The sequence below is a fragment of the Kosakonia sp. CCTCC M2018092 genome (genome assembly GCF_003864115.1).
Lineage (GTDB): Bacteria > Pseudomonadota > Gammaproteobacteria > Enterobacterales > Enterobacteriaceae > Kosakonia > Kosakonia cowanii.
Map to the genome: position 1 here is coordinate 167,838 of NZ_CP034225.1, position 20,689 is coordinate 188,526.

Annotated in this window: 19 protein-coding genes and 1 tRNA gene; 15 read left to right on the top strand and 5 right to left on the bottom strand. The window is 57.4% G+C overall.

What is annotated here, in order from left to right:
* Positions 1-14: 14 nt before the first annotated feature.
* The 3 genes from EH164_RS00805 to EH164_RS00815 all read right to left on the bottom strand — a co-directional run bounded on the left by EH164_RS00805 (position 15) and on the right by EH164_RS00815 (position 2,841).
* Positions 15-956, bottom strand: a complete 942-nt coding sequence (locus EH164_RS00805; RefSeq protein WP_124967027.1) for a sugar kinase — start codon at positions 954-956, stop codon at positions 15-17.
* On the bottom strand, positions 949-1,710 hold the full coding sequence (locus EH164_RS00810; RefSeq protein WP_124967028.1) for a sugar phosphate isomerase/epimerase: 762 nt from the start codon (positions 1,708-1,710) through the stop codon (positions 949-951). The genes EH164_RS00805 and EH164_RS00810 overlap by 8 nt, the downstream gene beginning before the upstream one ends.
* Before the next feature lie 114 nt (positions 1,711-1,824).
* Complete coding sequence (locus tag EH164_RS00815; protein WP_124967029.1) at positions 1,825-2,841, bottom strand: LacI family DNA-binding transcriptional regulator; 1,017 nt, start codon at positions 2,839-2,841, stop codon at positions 1,825-1,827.
* Between the two features lie 243 nt (positions 2,842-3,084).
* Between EH164_RS00815 and EH164_RS00820 the strand changes: the two genes are divergently transcribed.
* The gene (locus EH164_RS00820) at positions 3,085-5,364 is read left to right on the top strand and encodes a molybdopterin guanine dinucleotide-containing S/N-oxide reductase (protein ID WP_241175058.1); all 2,280 of its coding nucleotides are present in this window, start codon (positions 3,085-3,087) and stop codon (positions 5,362-5,364) included.
* Here EH164_RS00820 and EH164_RS00825 read toward each other — a convergent pair.
* Both EH164_RS00825 and tag read right to left on the bottom strand, forming a co-directional pair.
* Entirely contained in the window at positions 5,327-5,773 is a 447-nt protein-coding gene (locus EH164_RS00825) for an N-acetyltransferase (protein WP_124967031.1), read from the bottom strand. The genes EH164_RS00820 and EH164_RS00825 overlap by 38 nt on opposite strands.
* On the bottom strand, positions 5,751-6,332 hold the full coding sequence (tag, locus tag EH164_RS00830; RefSeq protein ID WP_124971202.1) for a DNA-3-methyladenine glycosylase I: 582 nt from the start codon (positions 6,330-6,332) through the stop codon (positions 5,751-5,753). The genes EH164_RS00825 and tag overlap by 23 nt, the downstream gene beginning before the upstream one ends.
* A 147-nt stretch (positions 6,333-6,479) precedes the next feature.
* Here tag and EH164_RS00835 point away from each other — a divergent pair, with 147 nt between their 5' ends.
* The 14 genes from EH164_RS00835 (at position 6,480) to bcsQ (ending at position 20,681) form a co-directional block, all read left to right on the top strand.
* The gene (locus EH164_RS00835) at positions 6,480-7,160 is read left to right on the top strand and encodes an autotransporter domain-containing protein (protein WP_094418958.1); all 681 of its coding nucleotides are present in this window, start codon (positions 6,480-6,482) and stop codon (positions 7,158-7,160) included.
* A gap of 241 nt (positions 7,161-7,401) precedes the next feature.
* Positions 7,402-8,604 carry an MFS transporter gene (locus tag EH164_RS00840; protein WP_076769346.1) on the top strand — a complete coding sequence of 401 codons (1,203 nt, stop codon included), beginning with the start codon at positions 7,402-7,404 and terminating at the stop codon, positions 8,602-8,604.
* Between the two features lie 183 nt (positions 8,605-8,787).
* The gene (locus EH164_RS00845) at positions 8,788-9,078 is read left to right on the top strand and encodes a type II toxin-antitoxin system Phd/YefM family antitoxin (protein WP_241174994.1); all 291 of its coding nucleotides are present in this window, start codon (positions 8,788-8,790) and stop codon (positions 9,076-9,078) included.
* On the top strand, positions 9,075-9,335 hold the full coding sequence (locus EH164_RS00850) for a Txe/YoeB family addiction module toxin (protein ID WP_054802690.1): 261 nt from the start codon (positions 9,075-9,077) through the stop codon (positions 9,333-9,335). The genes EH164_RS00845 and EH164_RS00850 overlap by 4 nt, the downstream gene beginning before the upstream one ends.
* A 103-nt stretch (positions 9,336-9,438) precedes the next feature.
* Positions 9,439-9,870 (top strand): organic hydroperoxide resistance protein, encoded by a 432-nt coding sequence (locus tag EH164_RS00855; protein ID WP_124967032.1) that lies wholly within the window; start codon positions 9,439-9,441, stop codon positions 9,868-9,870.
* 214 nt (positions 9,871-10,084) lie between these two features.
* Positions 10,085-11,767: a kdo(2)-lipid A phosphoethanolamine 7''-transferase gene (gene eptB / locus EH164_RS00860; RefSeq protein WP_124967033.1), complete on the top strand. Its 1,683-nt coding sequence runs from the start codon at positions 10,085-10,087 to the stop codon at positions 11,765-11,767.
* Between the two features lie 91 nt (positions 11,768-11,858).
* Positions 11,859-11,935 (top strand) — tRNA-Pro (locus EH164_RS00865).
* Between the two features lie 787 nt (positions 11,936-12,722).
* Entirely contained in the window at positions 12,723-14,330 is a 1,608-nt protein-coding gene (gene dppA, locus EH164_RS00870; protein WP_042713259.1) for a dipeptide ABC transporter periplasmic-binding protein DppA, read from the top strand.
* 141 nt (positions 14,331-14,471) lie between these two features.
* Positions 14,472-15,491, top strand: a complete 1,020-nt coding sequence (gene dppB, locus EH164_RS00875; RefSeq protein ID WP_042713258.1) for a dipeptide ABC transporter permease DppB — start codon at positions 14,472-14,474, stop codon at positions 15,489-15,491.
* Between the two features lie 9 nt (positions 15,492-15,500).
* Positions 15,501-16,403: a dipeptide ABC transporter permease DppC gene (gene dppC / locus EH164_RS00880; protein ID WP_054802687.1), complete on the top strand. Its 903-nt coding sequence runs from the start codon at positions 15,501-15,503 to the stop codon at positions 16,401-16,403.
* Positions 16,404-16,413: 10 nt separating this feature from the next.
* The gene (dppD, locus tag EH164_RS00885) at positions 16,414-17,406 is read left to right on the top strand and encodes a dipeptide ABC transporter ATP-binding protein (RefSeq protein WP_042713256.1); all 993 of its coding nucleotides are present in this window, start codon (positions 16,414-16,416) and stop codon (positions 17,404-17,406) included.
* On the top strand, positions 17,393-18,406 hold the full coding sequence (gene dppF / locus EH164_RS00890) for a dipeptide ABC transporter ATP-binding subunit DppF (protein ID WP_042713255.1): 1,014 nt from the start codon (positions 17,393-17,395) through the stop codon (positions 18,404-18,406). Before dppD ends, dppF begins: the two co-directional genes overlap by 14 nt.
* 1,061 nt (positions 18,407-19,467) lie before the next feature.
* On the top strand, positions 19,468-19,887 hold the full coding sequence (gene bcsO / locus EH164_RS00895; RefSeq protein WP_124967034.1) for a cellulose biosynthesis protein BcsO: 420 nt from the start codon (positions 19,468-19,470) through the stop codon (positions 19,885-19,887).
* Entirely contained in the window at positions 19,878-20,681 is an 804-nt protein-coding gene (gene bcsQ / locus EH164_RS00900; protein ID WP_124967035.1) for a cellulose biosynthesis protein BcsQ, read from the top strand. The genes bcsO and bcsQ overlap by 10 nt, the downstream gene beginning before the upstream one ends.
* Positions 20,682-20,689 lie beyond the last annotated feature (8 nt).

The window sequence follows — 20,689 nt, forward strand, 5'->3', positions numbered from 1 at the left end:
GGCGAAACGGGCGCTTACAGCGCGCCAAGCTCCGCGCGGGTTGGCAATCCTTCGCTGTCGCCGGGCACCTGAATCGCCCGCGCACCGATGGCATTGCCCCGGCGCACCGCATCGTGCAGCGTTTTTCCTTCCAGCAGGGCGCTGATCACCCCGACGGCAAAACCATCGCCTGCGCCAACGGTATCGACGACGTTCTCGACAATAACCGGCGCAACCGCCCCCTGTTCTCCCTCGGCGGTTTTAAACCACGCGCCGTCAGGGCCGGTTTTGATAATTACCGCCTTCACGCCGCGTTGCAGATAGAAATCAGCAATCCCTTCCGGCGTCTGCCGACCGGTGAGAATGACGCCCTCTTTCAGCCCCGGCAGCACCCAGTCCGCCTGGAAGGCGAGCGCGTTGAGCTTTTCGACCATCTCCGCTTCACTTTTCCACAGCACCGGGCGCAGGTTGGGATCAAACGACAGGGTTTTGCCCTGCGATTTCATCGCCTTCGCCGCATGCTCCAGCAGGGCGTAAGAGGTGGTGGAGATCGCCGCCGCCACGCCGCTCATGTGCAGATGGCGCGCATCGCTGAACAGCGCGGCGTTAAAATCCTCCGGCGAAAGATGGCTGGCAGCGGAGCCTTTGCGGAAGTACTCCACAATGGGATCGGTTCCATCATCGCATTTCGATTTCAGCTGAAAGCCGGTCGGGTAGCGGGTATCCAGCGTCACGCCGGAGGTATCAATCCCCTCTTTGCGCAGCGTGTTGAGGATAAAGCGGCCAAAGCTGTCATCGCCGACGCGGCTGACCCAGCTCACTTTCAACCCCAGACGCGCAAGGCCGGTAGCGACATTTAACTCGGCACCGGCCGCACGTTTAATAAAGTGCCCGGCCTCGGCGAGATCGCCGGTTTCGGTGGCGACAAACATCGCCATCGCTTCGCCAAGGGTGATGACATCCAGCGCGTTATGCATGGCTGAACTCCTTACGCAGCAGAGAGACATAGTGGCGGGTGACGGCGGTCAAATCGTCGCCTTCAAGCGGGAATTCGATGCCGCGCGGTACATCGCCAGGCAGTGCGTCGAGCAGCGCCAGCCAGCGCGGGTTTTCGGCATTCGGTGGTGTTGCACAGTGCTTATCGCCTGCGCGCTCAACGGCTTTGACATGCACATAGCTCACGGCGGGCGCGAGCTGGCGCACGGCCTCTTCCGGCTCATCGCCAACCCACAGCCAGTTGCCGGTATCAAAAGTGAGCGTGACGGGGAGGTGCGCAGTGTGGCAGGCGGCTTTAAAGCGCAGCATCGGTGCGAGCTTGCCGCACTCGGTTTGATCATTTTCCACTACCAGCGGCACATCGCTTGTCGCCAGCCAGCCGCGCAGGGTCTCCAGCACGGCGTTATCTTTGAAATGACCCAGCGAGACTTTCAGCCACAGCGCTTTCAGCGTGCGGGCTTCGTCCAGCAGGGCGGGCAGGCGCGGGTTTAAGCTGCCATCTTGCAGGCAGAGCGGCTCCGGCGCGGAGTAACAGACCAGCAGGTTGTGCATATCAATGGCGAAGGCCAGCGACGGCAGGTGAGACAGCTCCTCGTCGTTGAGCAGTTCGCGGCGGATCTCCACGCCGTCGGCACCCGCATTGGCAATGATCGGCAGCGTGCCGACCTGGCCGCCCAGCGCCGCCACCTGGTCATGACCATAGGCGGCGGTAACAACAATAATTTTTCTTTCCATCTTCCGGTTCCCCGATAACGGCAGGGTGATTAGCTTCCATTAACGCTAGATGGAACCGGTTCCAAAGAAAAGTTCACTGTGTCGAATTTATGATCGGCATCACGAAGGGGAAAATTAACGCGACGTAGAGCCGCGCACGATCAGTTCGCCGGAGAAAACCCGCTCGTGCACCGTATCGCTGTGGCCCTCAATGCGGCGCACGACCTGCTCGACAGCGGCAAAACCGATCTGCCAGGTGGGCTGTTTGAGGGTGGTAATGCCGACGCCCGCCAGCTCTGCCCACTCCAGCTCATCAAAGCCGAGCAGGCCGATATCGCTGCCCCAGTTCAGGCCAATACGCTTTAGCGAGCGCGCCACCTGAAGAGTTAACGCACCGTTGGCAGAGATCACCGCTTTGCGCATGCCGCGATGGCGGGCGTGGAACTGGCGCAGGGTGTTATCCAACTGCGCCGCTTCGTGCAGCACCACTTCCGCATCTTCCGCCACCACGCCAGGGTAGCGGGCAAGGGTGGAGTGAAAAGCGTTTAGCCTTTCGCGGCGAGTGTTGACGGTGCCCAGCGGTTCGCTGAGGAACAGCAGGGCTTCAAAACCCTGCTCGATAAGGTGTTCAGTGGCGGTGGTGGCGGCCTGGGTGTTATCCAGCCCGACGACATCGCAGGCGAAATCAGGGATTTTGCGGTCAATCAGCACCATCGGCAGGGAGGATTGTTGCAGGCGGTTTAGCCCCTCTTCGCGCATGCCCACGGCGTTCACCACAATCCCCTCCACCTGGTAGCTGCGCAGCAGGTCAAGGTAGTGCAGCTCCTGATCGACTTCGTTATTGGTATTACAGACCAGCGGCGTAAACCCCTTTTCGCGGCAAGCAGCTTCGATGCCGCTCAGCACATGCACGGAGTAGGGATTGGTGATATCGGCAATAATCAGCCCGATAAGCCGGGTGCGCCCGCGCTTAAGACCGCGCGCCATCAGGCTTGGGCGGTAATCGAGTGCGGCGATGGCCTGCTCAATGCGCGCCAGAAGGGCAGCGGAAAGCAGATGTTTTTCACCGTTGAGATAGCGTGAAATACTGGTTTTGCCGGTGTTGGCCGCTTTCGCCACATCGCTGATGGTTGGGCGCGTCGTTTTCGCCATTGTTGCTTCCCTCGCCGTAACTGGTTGCCCTCACCTTAGCGCGAAATCGCGGGCAATCAAGCACTAACCTGCGCTTATCACCCGGCGCGCGGCGGTAATGACGTTTAATTCTTTGCCAAACGCGCTTCGCCGTGGATGATAGAGCGCAAACAACACATCCGACACCACCTGCAAGCTATTCAGGAGCGCGCTTTGGCAAACTCTGCTATCAAAACAGTTCTTACGGCGGCCCACTGGGGCCCGATGCTGGTCGACACCGATGGTGAAAAGGTGCTCGCCTCACGCGGCGCGCTGCCGACGCCATTCCCCAACTCGCTGCAAAGCGTGGTGCAGGAGCAGGTGCACAGCGAAACGCGCGTACGCTACCCGATGGTGCGCAAAGGCTTTCTCGCTTCGCCCGACAGCCCGCAGGGCGTGCGCGGGCAGGATGAGTTTGTGCGTGTCAGCTGGGATCAGGCGCTGGATCTGATCCATCAGCAGCACAAACGTATTCGTGACAGCTATGGCCCGTCGTCAATCTTTGCGGGTTCCTACGGCTGGCGCTCCAACGGCGTGCTGCACAAAGCCGCCACGCTGTTACAGCGCTATATGAGCCTCGCGGGCGGCTATACCGGCCATCTCGGGGATTACTCCACCGGCGCCGCGCAGGCGATCATGCCGCACGTGGTTGGCGGCAACGAAGTTTACCAGCAGCAGACCAGCTGGCCGCTGATCCTCGAACACAGCGACGTGGTGGTGCTGTGGAGCGCCAACCCGCTAAACACCCTGAAGATCGCCTGGAACGCCTCGGATGAGCAGGGCATTCCTTACTTTGACGCGCTGCGCAACAGCGGCAAGCGGGTGATCTGTATCGATCCGATGCGATCGGAGACCGTCGATTTCCTCGGCGATCGCGCCGAGTGGATCGCGCCGCATATGGGCACCGACGTGGCGCTGATGCTCGGCATCGCCCACACGCTGGTGGAGAACGGCTGGCAGGATAATGATTTTCTCTCCCGTTGCACCGTGGGCTACGAGATTTTTGCTGCCTACCTCACTGGCGAAAGCGATGGCGTGGCGAAAACGGCGGAGTGGGCGGCAGGCATCTGCGGCATTGAAGCGGCTAAAATCCGCGAACTGGCAAAAGTTTTCCATGAAAACACCACCATGCTGATGGCAGGCTGGGGGATGCAGCGCCAGCAGTTTGGCGAGCAAAAACACTGGATGCTGGTGACGCTGGCGGCGATGCTTGGGCAGATCGGTACGCCGGGCGGCGGGTTTGGCCTCTCTTATCACTTTGCCAACGGTGGCAACCCGACACGCCGCGCGGCGGTGCTTGCTTCAATGCAGGGGCTGGTCAAAGGCGGCACCGACGCAGTACATAAATTCCCCGTCGCGCGCATCGTTGAAGCGCTGGAAAATCCCGGCGCGCCTTACCAGCACAACGGCATCAACGGGCACTTCCCGGATATCCGCTTTGTCTGGTGGGCGGGCGGCGCAAACTTTACCCATCATCAGGATACCAATCGCCTGATCCGCGCCTGGCTGAAGCCGGAACTGGTGGTGATCTCCGAGTGTTTCTGGACGGCAGCGGCGAAACACGCCGATATCGTGCTGCCAGCGACTACCTCGTTTGAACGTAACGACCTGACGATGACCGGCGATTACAGCAACCAGCACCTGGTGCCGATGCAGCGCGTGGTGCCGCCGCAGTTTGAGGCGCGCGATGACTTTGAAGTGTTTGCGGACTTAAGCGAGCGCTGGGAAGCGGGCGGGCGCAAGCGCTTTACCGAAGGGAAGAGCGATCTGCAGTGGCTGGAGACCTTCTACACCATCGCTGGCGAACGCGGGGCGAGCCAGCAGGTGACGCTGCCGCCGTTCGCTGAGTTCTGGCAGGCGAACCAGCTGATTGAGATGCCACAGAGCGAGCAGAACGCGCGCTTCGTGCGTTACGCCGATTTCCGTCGCGATCCGCAGGCGCACCCGCTGAAAACGCCGAGCGGGAAAATCGAAATCTACTCTGAGCGCATTGAAAGCTTTGGCTATGCCGACTGCCCGCCGCATCCGACATGGCTGGAGCCGGATGAGTGGCATGGCAATGCCGAACCGGAGCAGTTGCAGGTACTCTCTGCGCATCCGGCGCACCGCCTGCACAGCCAGCTCAACTTTACCCGTCTGCGCGAAGAGTATGCGGTGGCCGGGCGCGAGCCAATTACGCTCCATCCGCTCGATGCGCAGGCGCGCGGTATTGCGCCGGGCGATGTGGTACGGGTGTGGAACCAGCGCGGGCAGGTGCTGGCGGGCGCGGTGGTGAGCAGCGGCATTAAGCCTGGCGTGATCTGCATTCATGAAGGGGCATGGCCGGATCTTGAACCAACGGCGGACGGGCTGTGTAAAAACGGCGCGGTGAACGTGCTGACCAAAGATCTGCCCAGCTCGCGGCTGGGCAATGGCTGCGCGGGAAATACGGCGCTGGCGTGGGTTGAGAAGTATCGCGGCCCGGCGCTTACGCTGACGGCGTTTGATCCGCCTGCCAGCTCATGATCCACGTTGGATGACCGGTCTCCTCCTGCCATGCGCTTTCGGTAATGGTAAAGCCCTGCGCATGGTAGAAGTTCACCGCCCGCTCATTCTGCTGGTAAACCTCAAGGCTTAAGCGGGGAAAGTGCTGTTTAACATGGTTAATCAGCGCTTTCCCGAACCCCTTGCTAAACGCCTGCGGGCGCACAAACAGCGCGCCGATAAATTGCTCATCCATTACGCTGACAAAGCCCTGCAACTCCCCCTCCTGCTCAACCACCCAGGTTTTCGCCGACGGAAGATAGGCGTCGCGCACCAGCGCTTCGCTCTCCTGCCAGTAGCTGGCCTGAATAAAGGGGTGGGCGAGGGTGGTGCTCTCCAGCCACAGCGCCAGCAGCGGGGTTAAATCTTCACTGTTCCATGCGCGAATCATGCTTTTCTCCCGGGTAACAGATGCAGCCGACGACGTGGTCATTAACCAGACCGCAGGCCTGCATAAAGGCATAACAGATAGTTGAACCAACAAATTTGAAGCCGCGTTTTTTTAGCGCTTTTGATAAGGCGTCGGAAACGGGCGTTGAGGTGGGGATTTCGGCGAGCAGTGAAGCGTGCGCGATCTGTGGCTGGTTATCGACGAACCCCCAGATAAAATCTGAAAATGACTCGCCGTTTTCTTCCATCGCCAGGTAGGCGCGGGCATTGCCAATAATCGCTTCAATCTTGCCGCGATGGCGAATAATCCCGGCATTTTGCAGCAAGCTGTCGACATCTTGCCGCGTCATGGCAGCGACGCGCTGCGTGTCAAAGTTATGGAAGGCGTGACGGTAATTCTCCCGCTTTTTCAACACGGTAATCCACGACAGGCCCGCCTGCTGCCCTTCGAGGCAGATCATCTCGAACAGCTTTTTGCCCTCTCTTTGCGGCACGCCCCACTCATTATCGTGATAATCAAGATAGAGCGGGTCCTGCGTAACCCAACCACAACGCTGCATATCCATACTCCGTTTGTGAAGGAAAAATAAACGTCGGCCTGCCTTGACGTAAACTCCAGAAAGACAATATTTATTACAGGGCCTTTGCCCGTTCTAACAACGATAACAATTACGCCGAGTTCGGCTCTTCTCTGGAGTCGTAAAATAATGAAAACAACCCGCAGTGGCCTGATGATGTCGCTGCTGCCTGCCTGTCTGCTTTTTTCCCAGACGGCGGCGGCGTGGCAGCAAGAGTATGTCGGTGCTGATGACACCGATGGACGCTATCGCTGGGATAGCGAACGGCAACCCCGTTATAACGATATTCTTGAAGAGCGCATTCGTTCGACGCAAAACTCGCCGGGGCTGGCGATTAACCTCCCCGATACGTCGCCGCTCGATACGATTAGCACCATGAGCCTTGGCTGGAATATTCCGCTCTCAAGTAAAGTCACTACCGGCCCGGTGGCGGTGTGGCACTACGATGGCTCAACGACTTCAATGTATAACGAATTCGGCGACAGTGCGACCAACGTGCAGTACAGCGATCCGCTGTGGCACGCCAGCGTCAGTTCGCTGGGCTGGCGCGTTGATAGCCGCTTTGGCGATCTGCGTCCGTGGGCGCAAATCAGCGTTAACCAGCAGTTTGGCGAAAACGTCTGGAAGAGCCAGTCGGGTCTCTATCGCCTTACCGCCGCCAACCAGTATGGTAACTGGATGGATGTGACGCTGGGTGCCGATATGCTGCTCAACCCGCATCTCGCCGCCTACGCTTCAATGTCGCAATCGGAAAACGAGACCTGGGGGCAAAACTACCTCTACAGCATGGGGGTCAGCGCCCGTTTTTAGCTCGATTAAAACAATCTTTTTACACTCGTGAAACAATAGCGGCGCGATTTATATTGATAGTATGTACTAACTCACACTTAGTATTCGCCACAGTGATATTTCGCGCGGTCATTCATTCCCGCTCAGCGGCATTTCATTCCTCTCTCGCTGCATTTCATGCCTTTTTTACCCAAGCATGAAATGCGCTTCGTTATGGTTGTCGGCAGTGAATTCCTTTTTATTCTTCTGCGGGACAACTGCCATGAATAGTTCCTTTGCTCAACATACTCGCTGGCTGACGCTGGTCGGCACCATCATCACGCAGTTTGCGTTAGGGTCGGTTTATACCTGGAGTTTGTTCAATAGTTCGCTGGCGGAAAAACTGGGCGAGCCGGTAAGCCAGGTCGCTTTCTCTTTTGGCCTGCTGAGCCTTGGCCTCGCGCTCTCCTCCTCGGTAGCCGGTAAACTGCAGGAGCGTTTTGGCGTGAAGCGCGTCACCATCGCCTCCGGCCTGCTGCTCGGGCTCGGCTTCTTCCTTACCGCTCATGCGACTAATTTGATGATGCTGTGGCTCAGCGCGGGTGTGCTGGTTGGCCTGGCAGATGGCGCGGGCTACCTGTTAACCCTCTCTAACTGCGTGAAGTGGTTCCCGGAGCGCAAAGGGCTGATCTCCGCCTTCTCTATCGGTTCTTACGGCCTTGGCAGCCTCGGTTTTAAATTTATCGACAGCCATCTGCTGGCGACCGTCGGCCTGGAAAGCACATTTATGATCTGGGGCGCGATTACGCTGGTGATGATTGTCTTCGGTGCGATGCTGATGACCGATGCGCCGCTGCAGAAAGTCTCCACTGTTAACGGCGTAGTGGAAAATGACTTCACGCTGGCGCAGTCAATGCGTAAACCGCAGTACTGGATGCTGGCGGTAATGTTCCTGACCGCCTGCATGAGCGGCCTGTATGTGATTGGCGTGGCGAAAGATATTGCGCAGGGGATGGTGCATCTGGATATTGCCACTGCTGCTAATGCGGTAACGGTGATTGCGATTGCCAACCTCAGCGGCCGCCTGGTGCTGGGTATCCTCTCTGACAAGATTGCCCGCATCCGCGTGATTACCATTGGTCAGGTGATTTCATTAGTCGGCATGGCCGCACTGCTCTTCGCACCGCTGAACGCCGTGAGCTTCTTTGCCGCTATCGCCTGCGTTGCCTTCAACTTCGGCGGCACCATCACGGTCTTCCCGTCGCTGGTGAGTGAGTTCTTCGGCCTCAACAACCTGGCGAAAAACTATGGCGTGATTTACCTCGGTTTCGGTATCGGCAGCATCTGCGGCTCGATTATCGCCTCACTGTTCGGCGGCTTTTATGTCACCTTCTGTGTCATCTTCGCCCTGCTGATCCTCTCGCTGGCACTCTCCACAACCATCCGCCAGCCGCAGCGCGAGGTCTACCAGCAAGCGCACGCGTAATAATGAACTGGCTACACCTTTGCAGGCCGCGGCAATCGTCGCGGCCTTGTTGTTTTCTGAATTTCTCACGCCATCAACGATTATTGCGAGCGATCGCAATGCTCACTTTCACGGCCCGCTATGATTTCGCCCTGCCATCCGTTACGTAAAGGGGTGGGGTTATATATGTACAGGTACTTGTACGTGAGCTATAGTGTCTCGTGTAACAGCACCTGGGAGATGAATATGCAACATGTTAACTACACTGACGCCCGCCAGAACCTGGCTTCGCTGATGCAGCAGGCAAATGACGAGCTGGCACCGATCCTTGTCACCCGCAAAGGGGCTAAAAGCGTGGTGGTTATCGATGCCGAGGAGTTTGCCTCTATGCAAGAGACGCTTCATCTGTTCAGCAACCCGGTCAACGCTGCGCATATTGAGCGCAGCATCCAACAGGCGGAAAGCGGCGACCTACAGGAATATAAATTTGAATGACGCCCAGGATAACGCCGGAAGCACAAGCTGATATAGATTTCTGGAAGCAGAACGACCCTAAGGTAAAGCAGAAAATTGATACCCTCGTCAGGGATGCGCTTGAGCACCCTTTCCAGGGGCTCGGAAAGCCGGAGGCGCTCAAGCACCATAAGCCGCTCTGGTCGCGCCGCATCACCAAAGAGCATCGTCTCGTTTACTACATAAAAGATGACTCGCTGATTATCGTTTCTTGCCGCTACCACTACGTAAATCTTTAATGCCTGGCCTCGCTTTCGCGAGGCTTTTCTCCCTCTGCGCCGCACACTTTCCGCAAAGCGACTATCCTTATTAATCAGGTTCATCCAACAGAAGGAGTCACAAATGTCTTTAGAGAAAGTGGTTTACCGTGCTAAAGCGAAAGCAACCGGGGGACGCGATGGCCGTGCAACCTCCTCTGATGGGGTGCTGGATGTCAAACTGGGCGTGCCGAAAGAGATGGGCGGCCCTGGCGGTGAAGTGACCAACCCGGAACAGCTTTTCGCAGCGGGCTACTCGGCCTGTTTCCTTGGCGCGCTAAAACACGTTGCGGCGACCGAGAAGAAGAAAGTGCCGCAGGAGGCTTACATTGAAGGTCAGGTAGGTATTGGGCCGTTGCCGACCGGTTTTGGTATCGAAGCGCAGCTGGATATCCACCTGCCGGGCATGGATCACAAAGAAGCGGAGGAGCTGGTGCAAAAGGCGCATATTGTTTGCCCTTACTCCAATGCCACCCGCGGTAACATTGATGTAAAACTCAATGTAATTACCTCCTGATAACCTATCGCGGTTAACATTTTTTGTCATCGGCCATCTATTTTTTGTAAATATATGGCCGAATCTCATCTCTCATTGACACTTTTCTCTGCCGCTATGGTCTACTTAGCGCGCTTCAGAAGTTTCACGTATTAACTTCCTTCGCAATTGTTTAGCCTGACGCGTGAATGACTCTCGCTTTCAGGAGCTTTTTCCTCTTTTTTGAGCTGCTTGCATGAACTATATCAAAACGATAACCCAGCAGAAGTTGAGCTTCCTGCTTGCGTTGTATATCGGCCTGTTTATGAATAGCGCTGTGTTTTACCGTCGGTTCGATGGTTACGCGCACGCATTCACCCCGCTAAAAGGGCTCTCCGCTGCCGTTGAGCTGGTCGCGACCGTGCTGGTCACCTTCTTCTTGCTACGTGTCCTGTCGCTGTTTGGCCGACGCGTCTGGCGTATTCTGACTTCGCTGATTGTGGTCTTCTCGGCCGCCGCCAGCTACTACATGACTTTCCTTAACGTGGTGATTGGCTACGGCATTATCGCCTCGGTGATGACCACGGATATTGACCTCTCCAAAGAGGTGGTGGGCTGGCAGCTGTTCGTCTGGATCGTGGCGGTGAGCGCGCTCCCTCTGCTCTTTATCTGGCACAACCGCTGCCGCGATACCTTGCTGCGCCAGCTACGTCAGCCTGGCGCGCGCATCCGCAGCGCAGGGCTGGTGGTGTTAGCCGGGCTGCTGGTGTGGGGGCCGATTCGCCTGATGGATGTGCAGCAGAAGCAGACCGAGCGCGCTTCGGGCGTTGACCTGCCAAGCTACGGCGGCGTGGTTGCTAACTCCTATCTGCCCTCCAACTGGCTCTCTGCGCTGGGGCTTTATGCCTGGGCGCGCGTCGATGAGTCTTCAGACAACAGTTCATTGATGAACCCGGCGACGAAGTTTACCTACGTCGCGCCGAAGAATATTGATGATACCTGGGTGGTGTTTATCATCGGCGAGACCACGCGCTGGGACCATATGGGCATGCTCGGCTATGAACGCAACACGACGCCGAAGCTGGCGCAGGAGAAGAACCTCGTCGCCTTCCGCGGTTACTCGTGCGATACCGCGACGAAGCTTTCGCTGCGCTGTATGTTTGTGCGCGAAGGCGGCGCGGAGACCAACCCGCAGCGTACGCTGAAAGAGCAGAATATTTTCGCGGTGCTTAAGCAGCTTGGCTTCTCCAGCGATCTCTACGCTATGCAGAGCGAAATGTGGTTCTACAGCAACACCATGGCGGACAATATCGCCTACCGCGAGCAGATTGGTGCCGAGCCGCGCAACCGTGGCAAGCACGTTGATGACATGCTGCTGGTCGACGAGATGGACCGCTCGCTGGCGGATAACGCCAACGGTAAGCATATGATTATTCTCCACACCAAAGGGTCACACTTTAACTACACCCAGCGTTACCCGCGCAGCTTCGCGCAGTGGAAACCGGAGTGTATGGGCGTGGATCGCAAGTGCAGTAAAGAGGAGATGATTAACTCCTTTGATAACTCGGTGACCTATGTCGATCACTTTATTGATAGCGTGATCGATAAGATGCGCGACCGCAAAGCGATTGTCTTCTACGCAGCGGATCACGGCGAGTCGATCAACGAGCAGGAGCACCTGCACGGCACGCCGCGCCATATGGCACCGCCGGAGCAGTTCCGCGTGCCGATGATGGTGTGGATGTCTGATAAATACCTTGAAGACCCGCAGAAGGCGCAGATGCTGGCGCAGCTTAAGCAGCAGGCGGCCTATAAAACGCCGCGCCGCCACGTTGAGCTGTACGACACCATAATGGGTTGCCTCGGTTATACCTCACCAGACGGTGGCATTAACGAGAATAACAACTGGTGCCGTCTACCGGCGCAGGCCGCGAAGTAACGGCGCTGCTGGCTTTCTCGCCAGTCAGTTAGCTTTTTTCGATTAAAGGATTGACGGGGCATGTCGGCGGCAGTAAGATGCGCCCCGCATTCGGTGATTGGCGCAGCCTGGTAGCGCACTTCGTTCGGGACGAAGGGGTCGGAGGTTCGAATCCTCTATCACCGACCAAATTTAGAAAAACCCAACCGCAAGGTTGGGTTTTTTGCTTTCTGCGTCCGCAAGTTTTGGATCCGCACAATTGCCTGATGGCGGCTTCGCCTTATCAGGCCTACGCGATCCAGCAAATTTTCGGTCCCGGCTCCAGCGTGCCCGTAGGCCGGATAAGCGTTTACGCGCCATCCGGCAAACCATCGATTCCGCAGCCAATGCATCCGGCAAAAACCAAAACCCGCTGAAATTCCTCTTATCCCTGCTTCCCGCTGCCTGACGGCTATTTTTTGCGATATTCCATCGTATTTATTTATATATCTAACGATCTTTTTTCGCGTTGCTTATGGATAAAGTCAGCATTTTGCGCTGTGCGTTTTAACGTTCGCGGGATATACCGCTCAGATAATCATCATTGTGATAGAAATTTTTCATAATCTGCATGAATGTTAATCACTGGGTAATGGCACTTTATAAGGGGAATATTCTGCTTCCGCGCCACTAGCATAAATTTCCCTGCTGAATATGGCGGCTTGAACTTTTTTTTAACTTTGTTTGCCGATTCTCACCGTCGTTGTAAATCCCGGTTACCTGTATTGACGTTTTGACATTCTGTTGACAGATTGTAGGGCATGAGGGGCATTTCATGGAGAATCTGTACTGCAACTCAGTCAACCTTGTGAAAGGAATCCCCATCTCTCATAACGCCTGCGGGCACAACCGACCAGACCGGGTAAAAAACTAAAAAAGGCCTGTCGGACATACCCACTGCATGGGTAACAACACATATCACATTGGAGCAGAATCAATGAGTATTTCCTTGAAGAAGTCAGGGATGCTGAAGCTCGGTCTTAGCCTGGTGGCCATGACCGTCGCGGCAAGCGTGCAGGCTAAAACCCTGGTTTATTGTTCTGAAGGTTCGCCCGAAGGCTTTAACCCACAGCTTTTCACCTCTGGTACCACTTACGATGCCAGCTCTGTGCCAATTTATAACCGTCTGGTTGAGTTCAAAACCGGCACCACGGAAGTAATTCCGGGGCTGGCGGAGAAGTGGGACATCAGCGAAGACGGCAAAACCTACACTTTCCACCTGCGTAAAGGCGTGAAGTGGCAGGACAACAAAGAGTTCAAACCGACGCGTGAATTCAACGCCGATGACGTGGTGTTCTCTTTCGATCGCCAGAAAAACGCCCAGAACCCGTACCATAAAATCTCTGGCGGCAGCTACGAATACTTCGAAGGCATGGGTCTGCCGGATCTGATTAGCGAAGTGAAAAAAGTCGACGATCACACCGTGCAATTCGTGCTGACGCGCCCGGAATCGCCGTTCCTCGCTGACCTGGCAATGGACTTCGCCTCCATCCTCTCCAAAGAGTACGCGGACAACATGCTGAAAGCCGGTACGCCGGACAAAGTTGACCTCAACCCAATCGGTACCGGTCCGTTCCAGCTGCTGCAATACCAGAAAGACTCGCGCATTCTCTACAAAGCGTTTGAAGGCTTCTGGGGCACCAAGCCGAAGATCGATCGCCTGGTCTTCTCCATCACGCCGGATGCTTCCGTGCGTTACGCCAAGCTGCAGAAAAACGAATGTCAGGTGATGCCGTACCCGAACCCGGCTGACATCGCGCGCATGAAACAGGACAAAAACATTAACCTGATGGAGCAGGCTGGCCTGAACGTCGGTTACATGTCCTTCAACACCGAGAAAAAACCGTTTGATGATGTGAAAGTGCGCCAGGCGCTGACCTACGCGGTAAACAAAGAAGCGATCATCAAAGCGGTCTATCAGGGCGCGGGCGTTGCGGCGAAAAACCTGATTCCGCCGACCATGTGGGGCTATAACGACGACGTTAAAGACTACACCTACGATCCGGAGAAGGCGAAGCAACTGCTGAAAGAAGCCGGTCATGAGAAGGGCTTCACCGTTGAGCTGTGGGCTATGCCAGTACAGCGTCCGTACAACCCGAACGCGCGCCGTATGGCTGAGATGATTCAGTCTGACTGGGCGAAAGTGGGCGTACAGGCCAAAATCGTCACCTACGAGTGGGGCGAATACCTCAAGCGTGCGAAAGCGGGCGAGCACCAGGCCGTTATGATGGGCTGGACCGGCGACAACGGGGATCCGGATAACTTCTTCGCCACCCTGTTCAGCTGCGCAGCAGCGAAAGATGGCTCCAACTACTCTCGCTGGTGCTACAAGCCGTTTGAAGATCTGATTCAGCCGGCGCGCGCCACTGACGATCACAACAAGCGTATTGAGCTCTACAAACAAGCGCAGGTAGTGATGCATGACCAGGCTCCGGCGCTGATCGTCGCGCACTCCACCGTCTATGAGCCAGTGCGTAAAGAGGTGAAAGGCTATGTGGTTGATCCATTAGGCAAACACCACTTCGAAAACGTCTCTGTCGAATAATAAGTAAAATGCCTGATCTCCCCCTCTTCGCTGGGAGAGGGGGAGAGGTCTGTTCCCTCTTGTAATAAGAGTGGAAATACATTTGTGAGCAATACAGACGTGCCGTCGCCAGGCGTCGCGTCACTACTGAGAATCCGGGTTATGTTGCAGTTCATCCTCCGACGTCTGGGGTTAGTTATCCCGACGTTTATCGGTATCACCCTTCTCACCTTTGCCTTTGTTCATATGATCCCCGGCGATCCGGTGATGATCATGGCGGGTGAGCGTGGTATCTCCCCTGAGCGTCACGCTCAGTTGCTGGCCGAGCTCGGTCTCGACAAGCCGCTGTGGGAACAGTATGTCCACTACGTGTGGGGCGTATTGCACGGCGATTTAGGTCTCTCATTGAAGAGCCGTCTTCCGGTGTGGGACGAATTCGTGCCGCGCTTTAAAGCCACGCTGGAGCTGGGCGTCTGCGCGATGATCTTCGCCGTTGCCGTCGGCATTCCGGTGGGCGTACTCGCTGCGGTCAAACGCGGCTCCATCTTCGATCACACCGCCGTGAGCATTGCGCTGACCGGCTACTCCATGCCGATCTTCTGGTGGGGCATGATGCTGATTATGCTGGTCTCGGTGCAGCTAAACCTGACGCCGGTCTCCGGGCGCGTCAGCGATATGGTGTTCCTTGATGACACCAACCCGCTCACTGGCTTTATGCTGATCGACACCGCCATCTGGGGCGAAGAGGGCAACTTTATCGATGCCGTCGCGCACATGATCCTGCCGGCCGTGGTGCTCGGCACTATTCCGCTGGCGGTGATTGTGCGTATGACGCGCTCCTCGATGCTGGAAGTGCTGGGCGAAGACTATATCCGCACCGCGCGCGCCAAAGGGCTGACCCGTATGCGGGTGATTATCGTCCACGCGCTGCGCAACGCGATGCTGCCGGTGGTAACGGTCATCGGTCTGCAAGTCGGCACCATGCTGGCGGGCGCGATCCTGACCGAAACCATCTTCTCCTGGCCGGGCCTTGGCCGCTGGCTGATTGATGCACTGCAACGCCGCGACTATCCGGTGGTGCAGGGCGGGGTGCTGCTGGTCGCGACGATGATTATCCTCGTCAACCTGCTGGTCGACCTGCTGTACGGCGTGGTGAACCCGCGTATTCGGCATAAGAAGTAAGGGGCCATCATGTCACAAGTTACTGAAAATAAAGTTGTCTCTGCACCGGTGCCGATGACGCCGCTGCAGGAGTTCTGGCACTACTTCAAACGCAACAAAGGCGCGGTTGTCGGCCTGGCCTACGTCGTGGTGATGTTGATTATCGCCATCTTCGCCAACTTCATCGCGCCGCATAACCCGGCGGATCAGTTCCGCGATGCGCTGCTGGCACCGCCGGTCTGGCAGGATGGCGGCACCTGGACGCATATCCTCGGCACCGACGATGTGGGCCGCGACACGCTGTCGCGTCTGATGTTCGGCGCGCGCCTCTCGCTGCTGGTTGGCTGCCTGGTGGTGGCGCTGTCGCTGGTTGCCGGGATTATCCTCGGCCTGGTGGCGGGCTACTTTGGCGGGCTTATCGACAACATCATCATGCGCGTCGTCGATATCATGCTGGCACTGCCGAGCCTGCTGCTGGCGCTGGTGCTGGTGGCGATCTTCGGCCCGTCGATCGTTAACGCCTCGCTGGCATTAACCTTTGTCGCCCTGCCGCACTATGTGCGCCTGACGCGCGCCGCCGTGCTGGTGGAAGTGAACCGCGACTATGTGACCGCTTCCCGCGTGGCGGGAGCAGGCGCGATGCGTCAAATGTTCGTCAATATCTTCCCGAACTGCCTTGCGCCGCTGATCGTTCAGGCATCGCTCGGCTTCTCTAACGCCATTCTCGATATGGCCGCCCTTGGCTTCCTCGGCATGGGTGCGCAGCCGCCAACACCGGAGTGGGGCACCATGCTCTCCGACGTGTTGCAGTTCGCACAGAGTGCCTGGTGGGTCGTGACCTTCCCGGGTCTGGCGATCCTGCTGACGGTGCTGGCATTTAACCTGATGGGTGACGGACTGCGTGATGCGCTCGACCCCAAACTGAAGCAGTAAGAGGTTCGAGATGGCGTTATTAAATGTAGATAAATTATCGGTGCACTTCGGCGACGTTGGTGCCGAGTTCCGCGCCGTAGACCGCATTAGCTACAGCGTAAACCAGGGCGAAGTGATCGGCATCGTTGGCGAATCCGGCTCCGGTAAATCGGTCAGCTCGCTGGCGATCATGGGGCTGATTGATTTCCCCGGCCGCGTAATGGCAGAGAAGCTGGAGTTTAACGGTCAGGATTTAAAACGGATTTCCGAGAAAGAGCGCCGCAGCCTGGTCGGCTCGGAAGTGGCGATGATTTTCCAGGATCCGATGACCAGCCTTAACCCCTGCTACACCGTCGGTTTCCAGATTATGGAAGCGATCAAAGTGCATCAGGGCGGCAATAAGAAAACCCGCCGCCAGCGGGCGATCGACCTGCTCAACCAGGTCGGCATTCCCGACCCGGCTTCGCGGCTGGATGTTTACCCGCACCAGCTTTCGGGCGGTATGAGCCAGCGCGTGATGATCGCGATGGCGATTGCCTGCCAGCCGAAGCTGCTGATTGCTGATGAACCGACCACTGCGCTCGACGTTACCATTCAGGCGCAGATCATCGAACTGCTGCTGGAGTTGCAGCAGCAAAAGAACATGGCGCTGATCCTGATTACGCACGATCTGGCGCTGGTGGCGGAAGCGGCGCACAAAATCATCGTGATGTATGCAGGCCAGGTGGTGGAAGCGGGCGAATCGCGGGATATCTTCCGCGCGCCGCGTCACCCTTACACCCAGGCGCTGCTGCGCGCGCTGCCGGAGTTTGCCCAGGACAAAGCGCGTCTGGCGTCGCTGCCGGGCGTAGTACCGGGGAAATATGACCGCCCGAGCGGCTGTCTGCTCAACCCGCGCTGCCCCTATGCAACGGACAAATGCCGCGTCGATGAGCCGGATCTGAACACCGTCGACGGCGGCCGCCAGTCCAAATGTCACTACCCACTCGATGATGCCGGGAGGCCGAATTATGAGTACGCATGAGGCCACTTCGCAGCAGCCGCTGTTGCAGGCGATCGACCTGAAAAAACACTACCCGGTGAAGAAGGGCTTTTTTGCCCCGGAGCGCCTGGTTAAAGCGCTGGACGGCGTCTCGTTTTCGCTGGAGCGCGGCAAAACCCTGGCGGTGGTCGGCGAGTCCGGCTGCGGCAAATCAACGCTTGGCCGCCTGCTGACGATGATTGAAACGCCGACCGGCGGCGAGCTCTACTACCAGGGTCAGGATCTGCTTAAGCACGATCCGCAGGCGCAGAAGCTGCGTCGGCAGAAAATCCAGATCGTCTTTCAGAACCCCTATGGCTCGCTGAACCCGCGTAAAAAAGTGGGGCAGATCCTCGAAGAGCCGCTGTTGATTAACAGCTCGCTCAGCAGAGAGGCGCGCCGCGAGAAAGCGCTGGCGATGATGGCGAAAGTGGGGCTGAAAACCGAGCACTACGACCGCTACCCGCATATGTTCTCCGGCGGTCAGCGTCAGCGTATTGCTATTGCCCGTGGCCTGATGCTCGACCCGGACGTGGTAATCGCCGATGAACCGGTTTCGGCGCTCGACGTCTCCGTGCGTGCGCAGGTGCTGAACCTGATGATGGATCTGCAGCAGGATTTGGGGCTCTCCTACGTCTTTATCTCGCACGATCTGTCGGTGGTGGAGCACATTGCTGATGAGGTGATGGTGATGTATCTCGGCCGCTGCGTGGAGAAGGGCAGCAAAGAGCAGATCTTTGCCAACCCGCGCCATCCTTACACTCAGGCGCTGCTCTCCGCGACCCCGCGGCTTAATCCGGACGATCGCCGCGAGCGCATCAAGCTCACCGGCGAGCTGCCAAGCCCGCTCAACCCGCCGCCGGGCTGTGCCTTTAATGCCCGTTGTAGCCGTCGCTTCGGCCCCTGCACGCAGTTGCAGCCGCAGTTGAAGGATTACAACGGTCAGCTGGTGGCCTGTTTTGCGGTGGATAAGGATGAGAATCGCGAGATCCCGCAGGTGTAGGTTGCTCCGTAGGCCGGATAAGGCGAAGCCGCCATCCGGCAATAGGCCTGGTATGTGGCATTGGTGGAAGGGTTCCGTTCACCATGGGGACGGGATCCTCATAAATCATCTGTGCGGTGAACGGGACAAGGGAAGCGGCCGCGCTCCCCTTGTCAATCCCCGCGGCCCCGCAAGGAAATCGGTGCTGCGCACTGCGCTCACCTCCCGCGCGCCTGACTGCGGCCGGCTCGACTCGACCTGCTCGCCCGTTCCGGGACTCGCTCCCTGTCTCGGTTCGCCTCTGTCCGCCATCCATGGCGTCCAGACCTTGTCATTCCCGCTTCGGTTCGCCGATTTCAGCGGGGACACAACCCCTCGCTGTAAGACCGAGATTAAATCAAATGAATGTGTCGCTTTAGGCTCGTTTTTGTAGGCCGGATAAGGCGCAGCCGCCATCCGGCAATCGATGTCGCTGAAACATTGCCGGATGGCGCGTACCGCTTATCCGGCCTACGCCGTTTCAGCGACTTCTTCTATGTAGGCCGGATAAGGCGCAGCCGCCATCCGGCAATCAATGCCGGGGGATGTGATACGGGTTGTCGCGGTTTTGTAGGCCGGATAAGGCGTAGCCGCCATCCGGCAATCGGTGCCGCGGAGAAAATGCCTGATGGCGCTTCGCTTATCAGGCCTACGCGGTTTCAGAGGCTCTTCGTGCTGCATTATTCTGTTTATGCTCTTTTCTCGCCAATAAGCGCTGTTTAAATAATCTGATTTACCTTTGGTATTGGTATAAATATCGCTCGTCTATTTATTGTCAGCGATTAACGCTGTCGTCCCTCTTCGTGCCTAAAAAAAAAGATGCAAACAGCAGCATTGTTTATATATTTAGTGCCAGTTAAAGCGCGAATTAGCATCACTAAAATTACTAGCGCAACCGCAGGCCGCAGGTCATCGCCGTTTCATTCACCTGTACCCTCATAAAAAGCACCGCCAATAAAAACATTCATCACCCTACGCGTGGCAGAAGAGCCTCTCCTGGTGGTGGGGAGTACTCGTTTATTGCGTAAATCACGGATTCAACCATGAAGCATTATGATGATTTGCAGAGATTCAGGGAGAAGAGCGGCAAACAGCATCACGCCTTCAAAGACCTCTCTACCCAGTCCCTTGCCGCTGACCAGGGCAACTGGGCAATCCTCAACCAGCTGGCACCCGCCGATGATAATGCCGGGCTGGCGCTGGGCGGGCATGTCGCCTCTTCTGTTCCACAACCTGTTGATAGCGAGCGCTTCGTCTCTGAGGCGCAAATAAGCGCCCCGCCAGTCCCGAATGCCAGCCAACCCGAGCGCTCTCCCGCGCAGCGTTCAGCCGCACCGCCACCGCGTGACGCCAGCATTCAATACGACCAACTGTTTGCCGCGAAACCCTCGCAGACCAAACCGCGCAGCCAGAAAAACCAGCCTCTACAACCGTTGCTAGAAAGGATTGCCGCATGCCGCTGATTTGTGTCTGCTCGCCGAAAGGCGGGACAGGGAAAACGACCCTCGCGGCGAACCTCGCCTATGCGCTGGCCCGCAACGGTAGCAAAGTGCTGGCGCTCGATTTCGACGTGCAAAACAGCCTGCGCCTGCACTTCGGCGTGCCGCTCTCTGACACGCGCGGCTACGTCGCCCGCGCTGCGGATGCCTCCGACTGGAGCCAGTTTGTCCTCACCGCTGGCGGCAATATTTTTGTCCTGCCCTATGGCGACGCCACCGACGCGCAGCGCCGCGACTTTGAAGAGCGCCTCACCCATGACGAACACTTCCTCACCCGCGGGCTGAACACGCTGCTTAACTATCCGGGGCTGATTATTGTCGCCGACTTCCCGACAGGCCCTTCGGCGGCGTTAACCGCCCTGTCGCGCCATGCCGATCTGCACCTGATTCCACTGCTGGCGGACAGCGCCTCGCTCTCACTGCTGCCGCAGATTGAAAACCACCGCCTCACCGGAGAAGCGCTGAATCATAAAGCGGGCCACTTTGTGGTGCTCAACCAGAGCGATAACCGCCGCCAAATCAGCCGCGATGTCACCGCGTTTATGGAGCAGCGCCTCGGCAACCAGTTACTCGGCGTGTTGCACCGCGACGAAAGCGTGGTGGAAGCCAACGCTTCACAGCAGTCGGTGTTCGACTTCAGCCCGGCCTCCGCTGCGGCATTTGATATTGAGCTTATCGCCAAACGCGCCGCTGGCATGCTGGGCATCAACATCGGCGACGGCACGCTGCACAGCTCGCCGCGCATGTCGGGGCTTTAAGCGTCAGG

Bases quoted from the DNA above. Each gene is read 5' to 3' on its own strand.
- EH164_RS00805 (WP_124967027.1), bottom strand. From the start codon at position 956: ATGCATAACGCGCTGGATGTCATCACCCTTGGCGAAGCGATGGCGATG.
- EH164_RS00810 (WP_124967028.1), bottom strand. From the start codon at position 1,710: ATGGAAAGAAAAATTATTGTTGTTACCGCCGCCTATGGTCATGACCAG.
- EH164_RS00815 (WP_124967029.1), bottom strand. From the start codon at position 2,841: ATGGCGAAAACGACGCGCCCAACCATCAGCGATGTGGCGAAAGCGGCC.
- EH164_RS00820 (WP_241175058.1), top strand. From the start codon at position 3,085: ATGCTGGTCGACACCGATGGTGAAAAGGTGCTCGCCTCACGCGGCGCG.
- EH164_RS00825 (WP_124967031.1), bottom strand. From the start codon at position 5,773: ATGATTCGCGCATGGAACAGTGAAGATTTAACCCCGCTGCTGGCGCTG.
- tag (WP_124971202.1), bottom strand. From the start codon at position 6,332: ATGCAGCGTTGTGGTTGGGTTACGCAGGACCCGCTCTATCTTGATTAT.
- EH164_RS00835 (WP_094418958.1), top strand. From the start codon at position 6,480: ATGAAAACAACCCGCAGTGGCCTGATGATGTCGCTGCTGCCTGCCTGT.
- EH164_RS00840 (WP_076769346.1), top strand. From the start codon at position 7,402: ATGAATAGTTCCTTTGCTCAACATACTCGCTGGCTGACGCTGGTCGGC.
- EH164_RS00850 (WP_054802690.1), top strand. From the start codon at position 9,075: ATGACGCCCAGGATAACGCCGGAAGCACAAGCTGATATAGATTTCTGG.
- EH164_RS00855 (WP_124967032.1), top strand. From the start codon at position 9,439: ATGTCTTTAGAGAAAGTGGTTTACCGTGCTAAAGCGAAAGCAACCGGG.
- eptB (WP_124967033.1), top strand. From the start codon at position 10,085: ATGAACTATATCAAAACGATAACCCAGCAGAAGTTGAGCTTCCTGCTT.
- dppA (WP_042713259.1), top strand. From the start codon at position 12,723: ATGAGTATTTCCTTGAAGAAGTCAGGGATGCTGAAGCTCGGTCTTAGC.
- dppB (WP_042713258.1), top strand. From the start codon at position 14,472: ATGTTGCAGTTCATCCTCCGACGTCTGGGGTTAGTTATCCCGACGTTT.
- dppC (WP_054802687.1), top strand. From the start codon at position 15,501: ATGTCACAAGTTACTGAAAATAAAGTTGTCTCTGCACCGGTGCCGATG.
- dppD (WP_042713256.1), top strand. From the start codon at position 16,414: ATGGCGTTATTAAATGTAGATAAATTATCGGTGCACTTCGGCGACGTT.
- dppF (WP_042713255.1), top strand. From the start codon at position 17,393: ATGAGTACGCATGAGGCCACTTCGCAGCAGCCGCTGTTGCAGGCGATC.
- bcsO (WP_124967034.1), top strand. From the start codon at position 19,468: ATGAAGCATTATGATGATTTGCAGAGATTCAGGGAGAAGAGCGGCAAA.
- bcsQ (WP_124967035.1), top strand. From the start codon at position 19,878: ATGCCGCTGATTTGTGTCTGCTCGCCGAAAGGCGGGACAGGGAAAACG.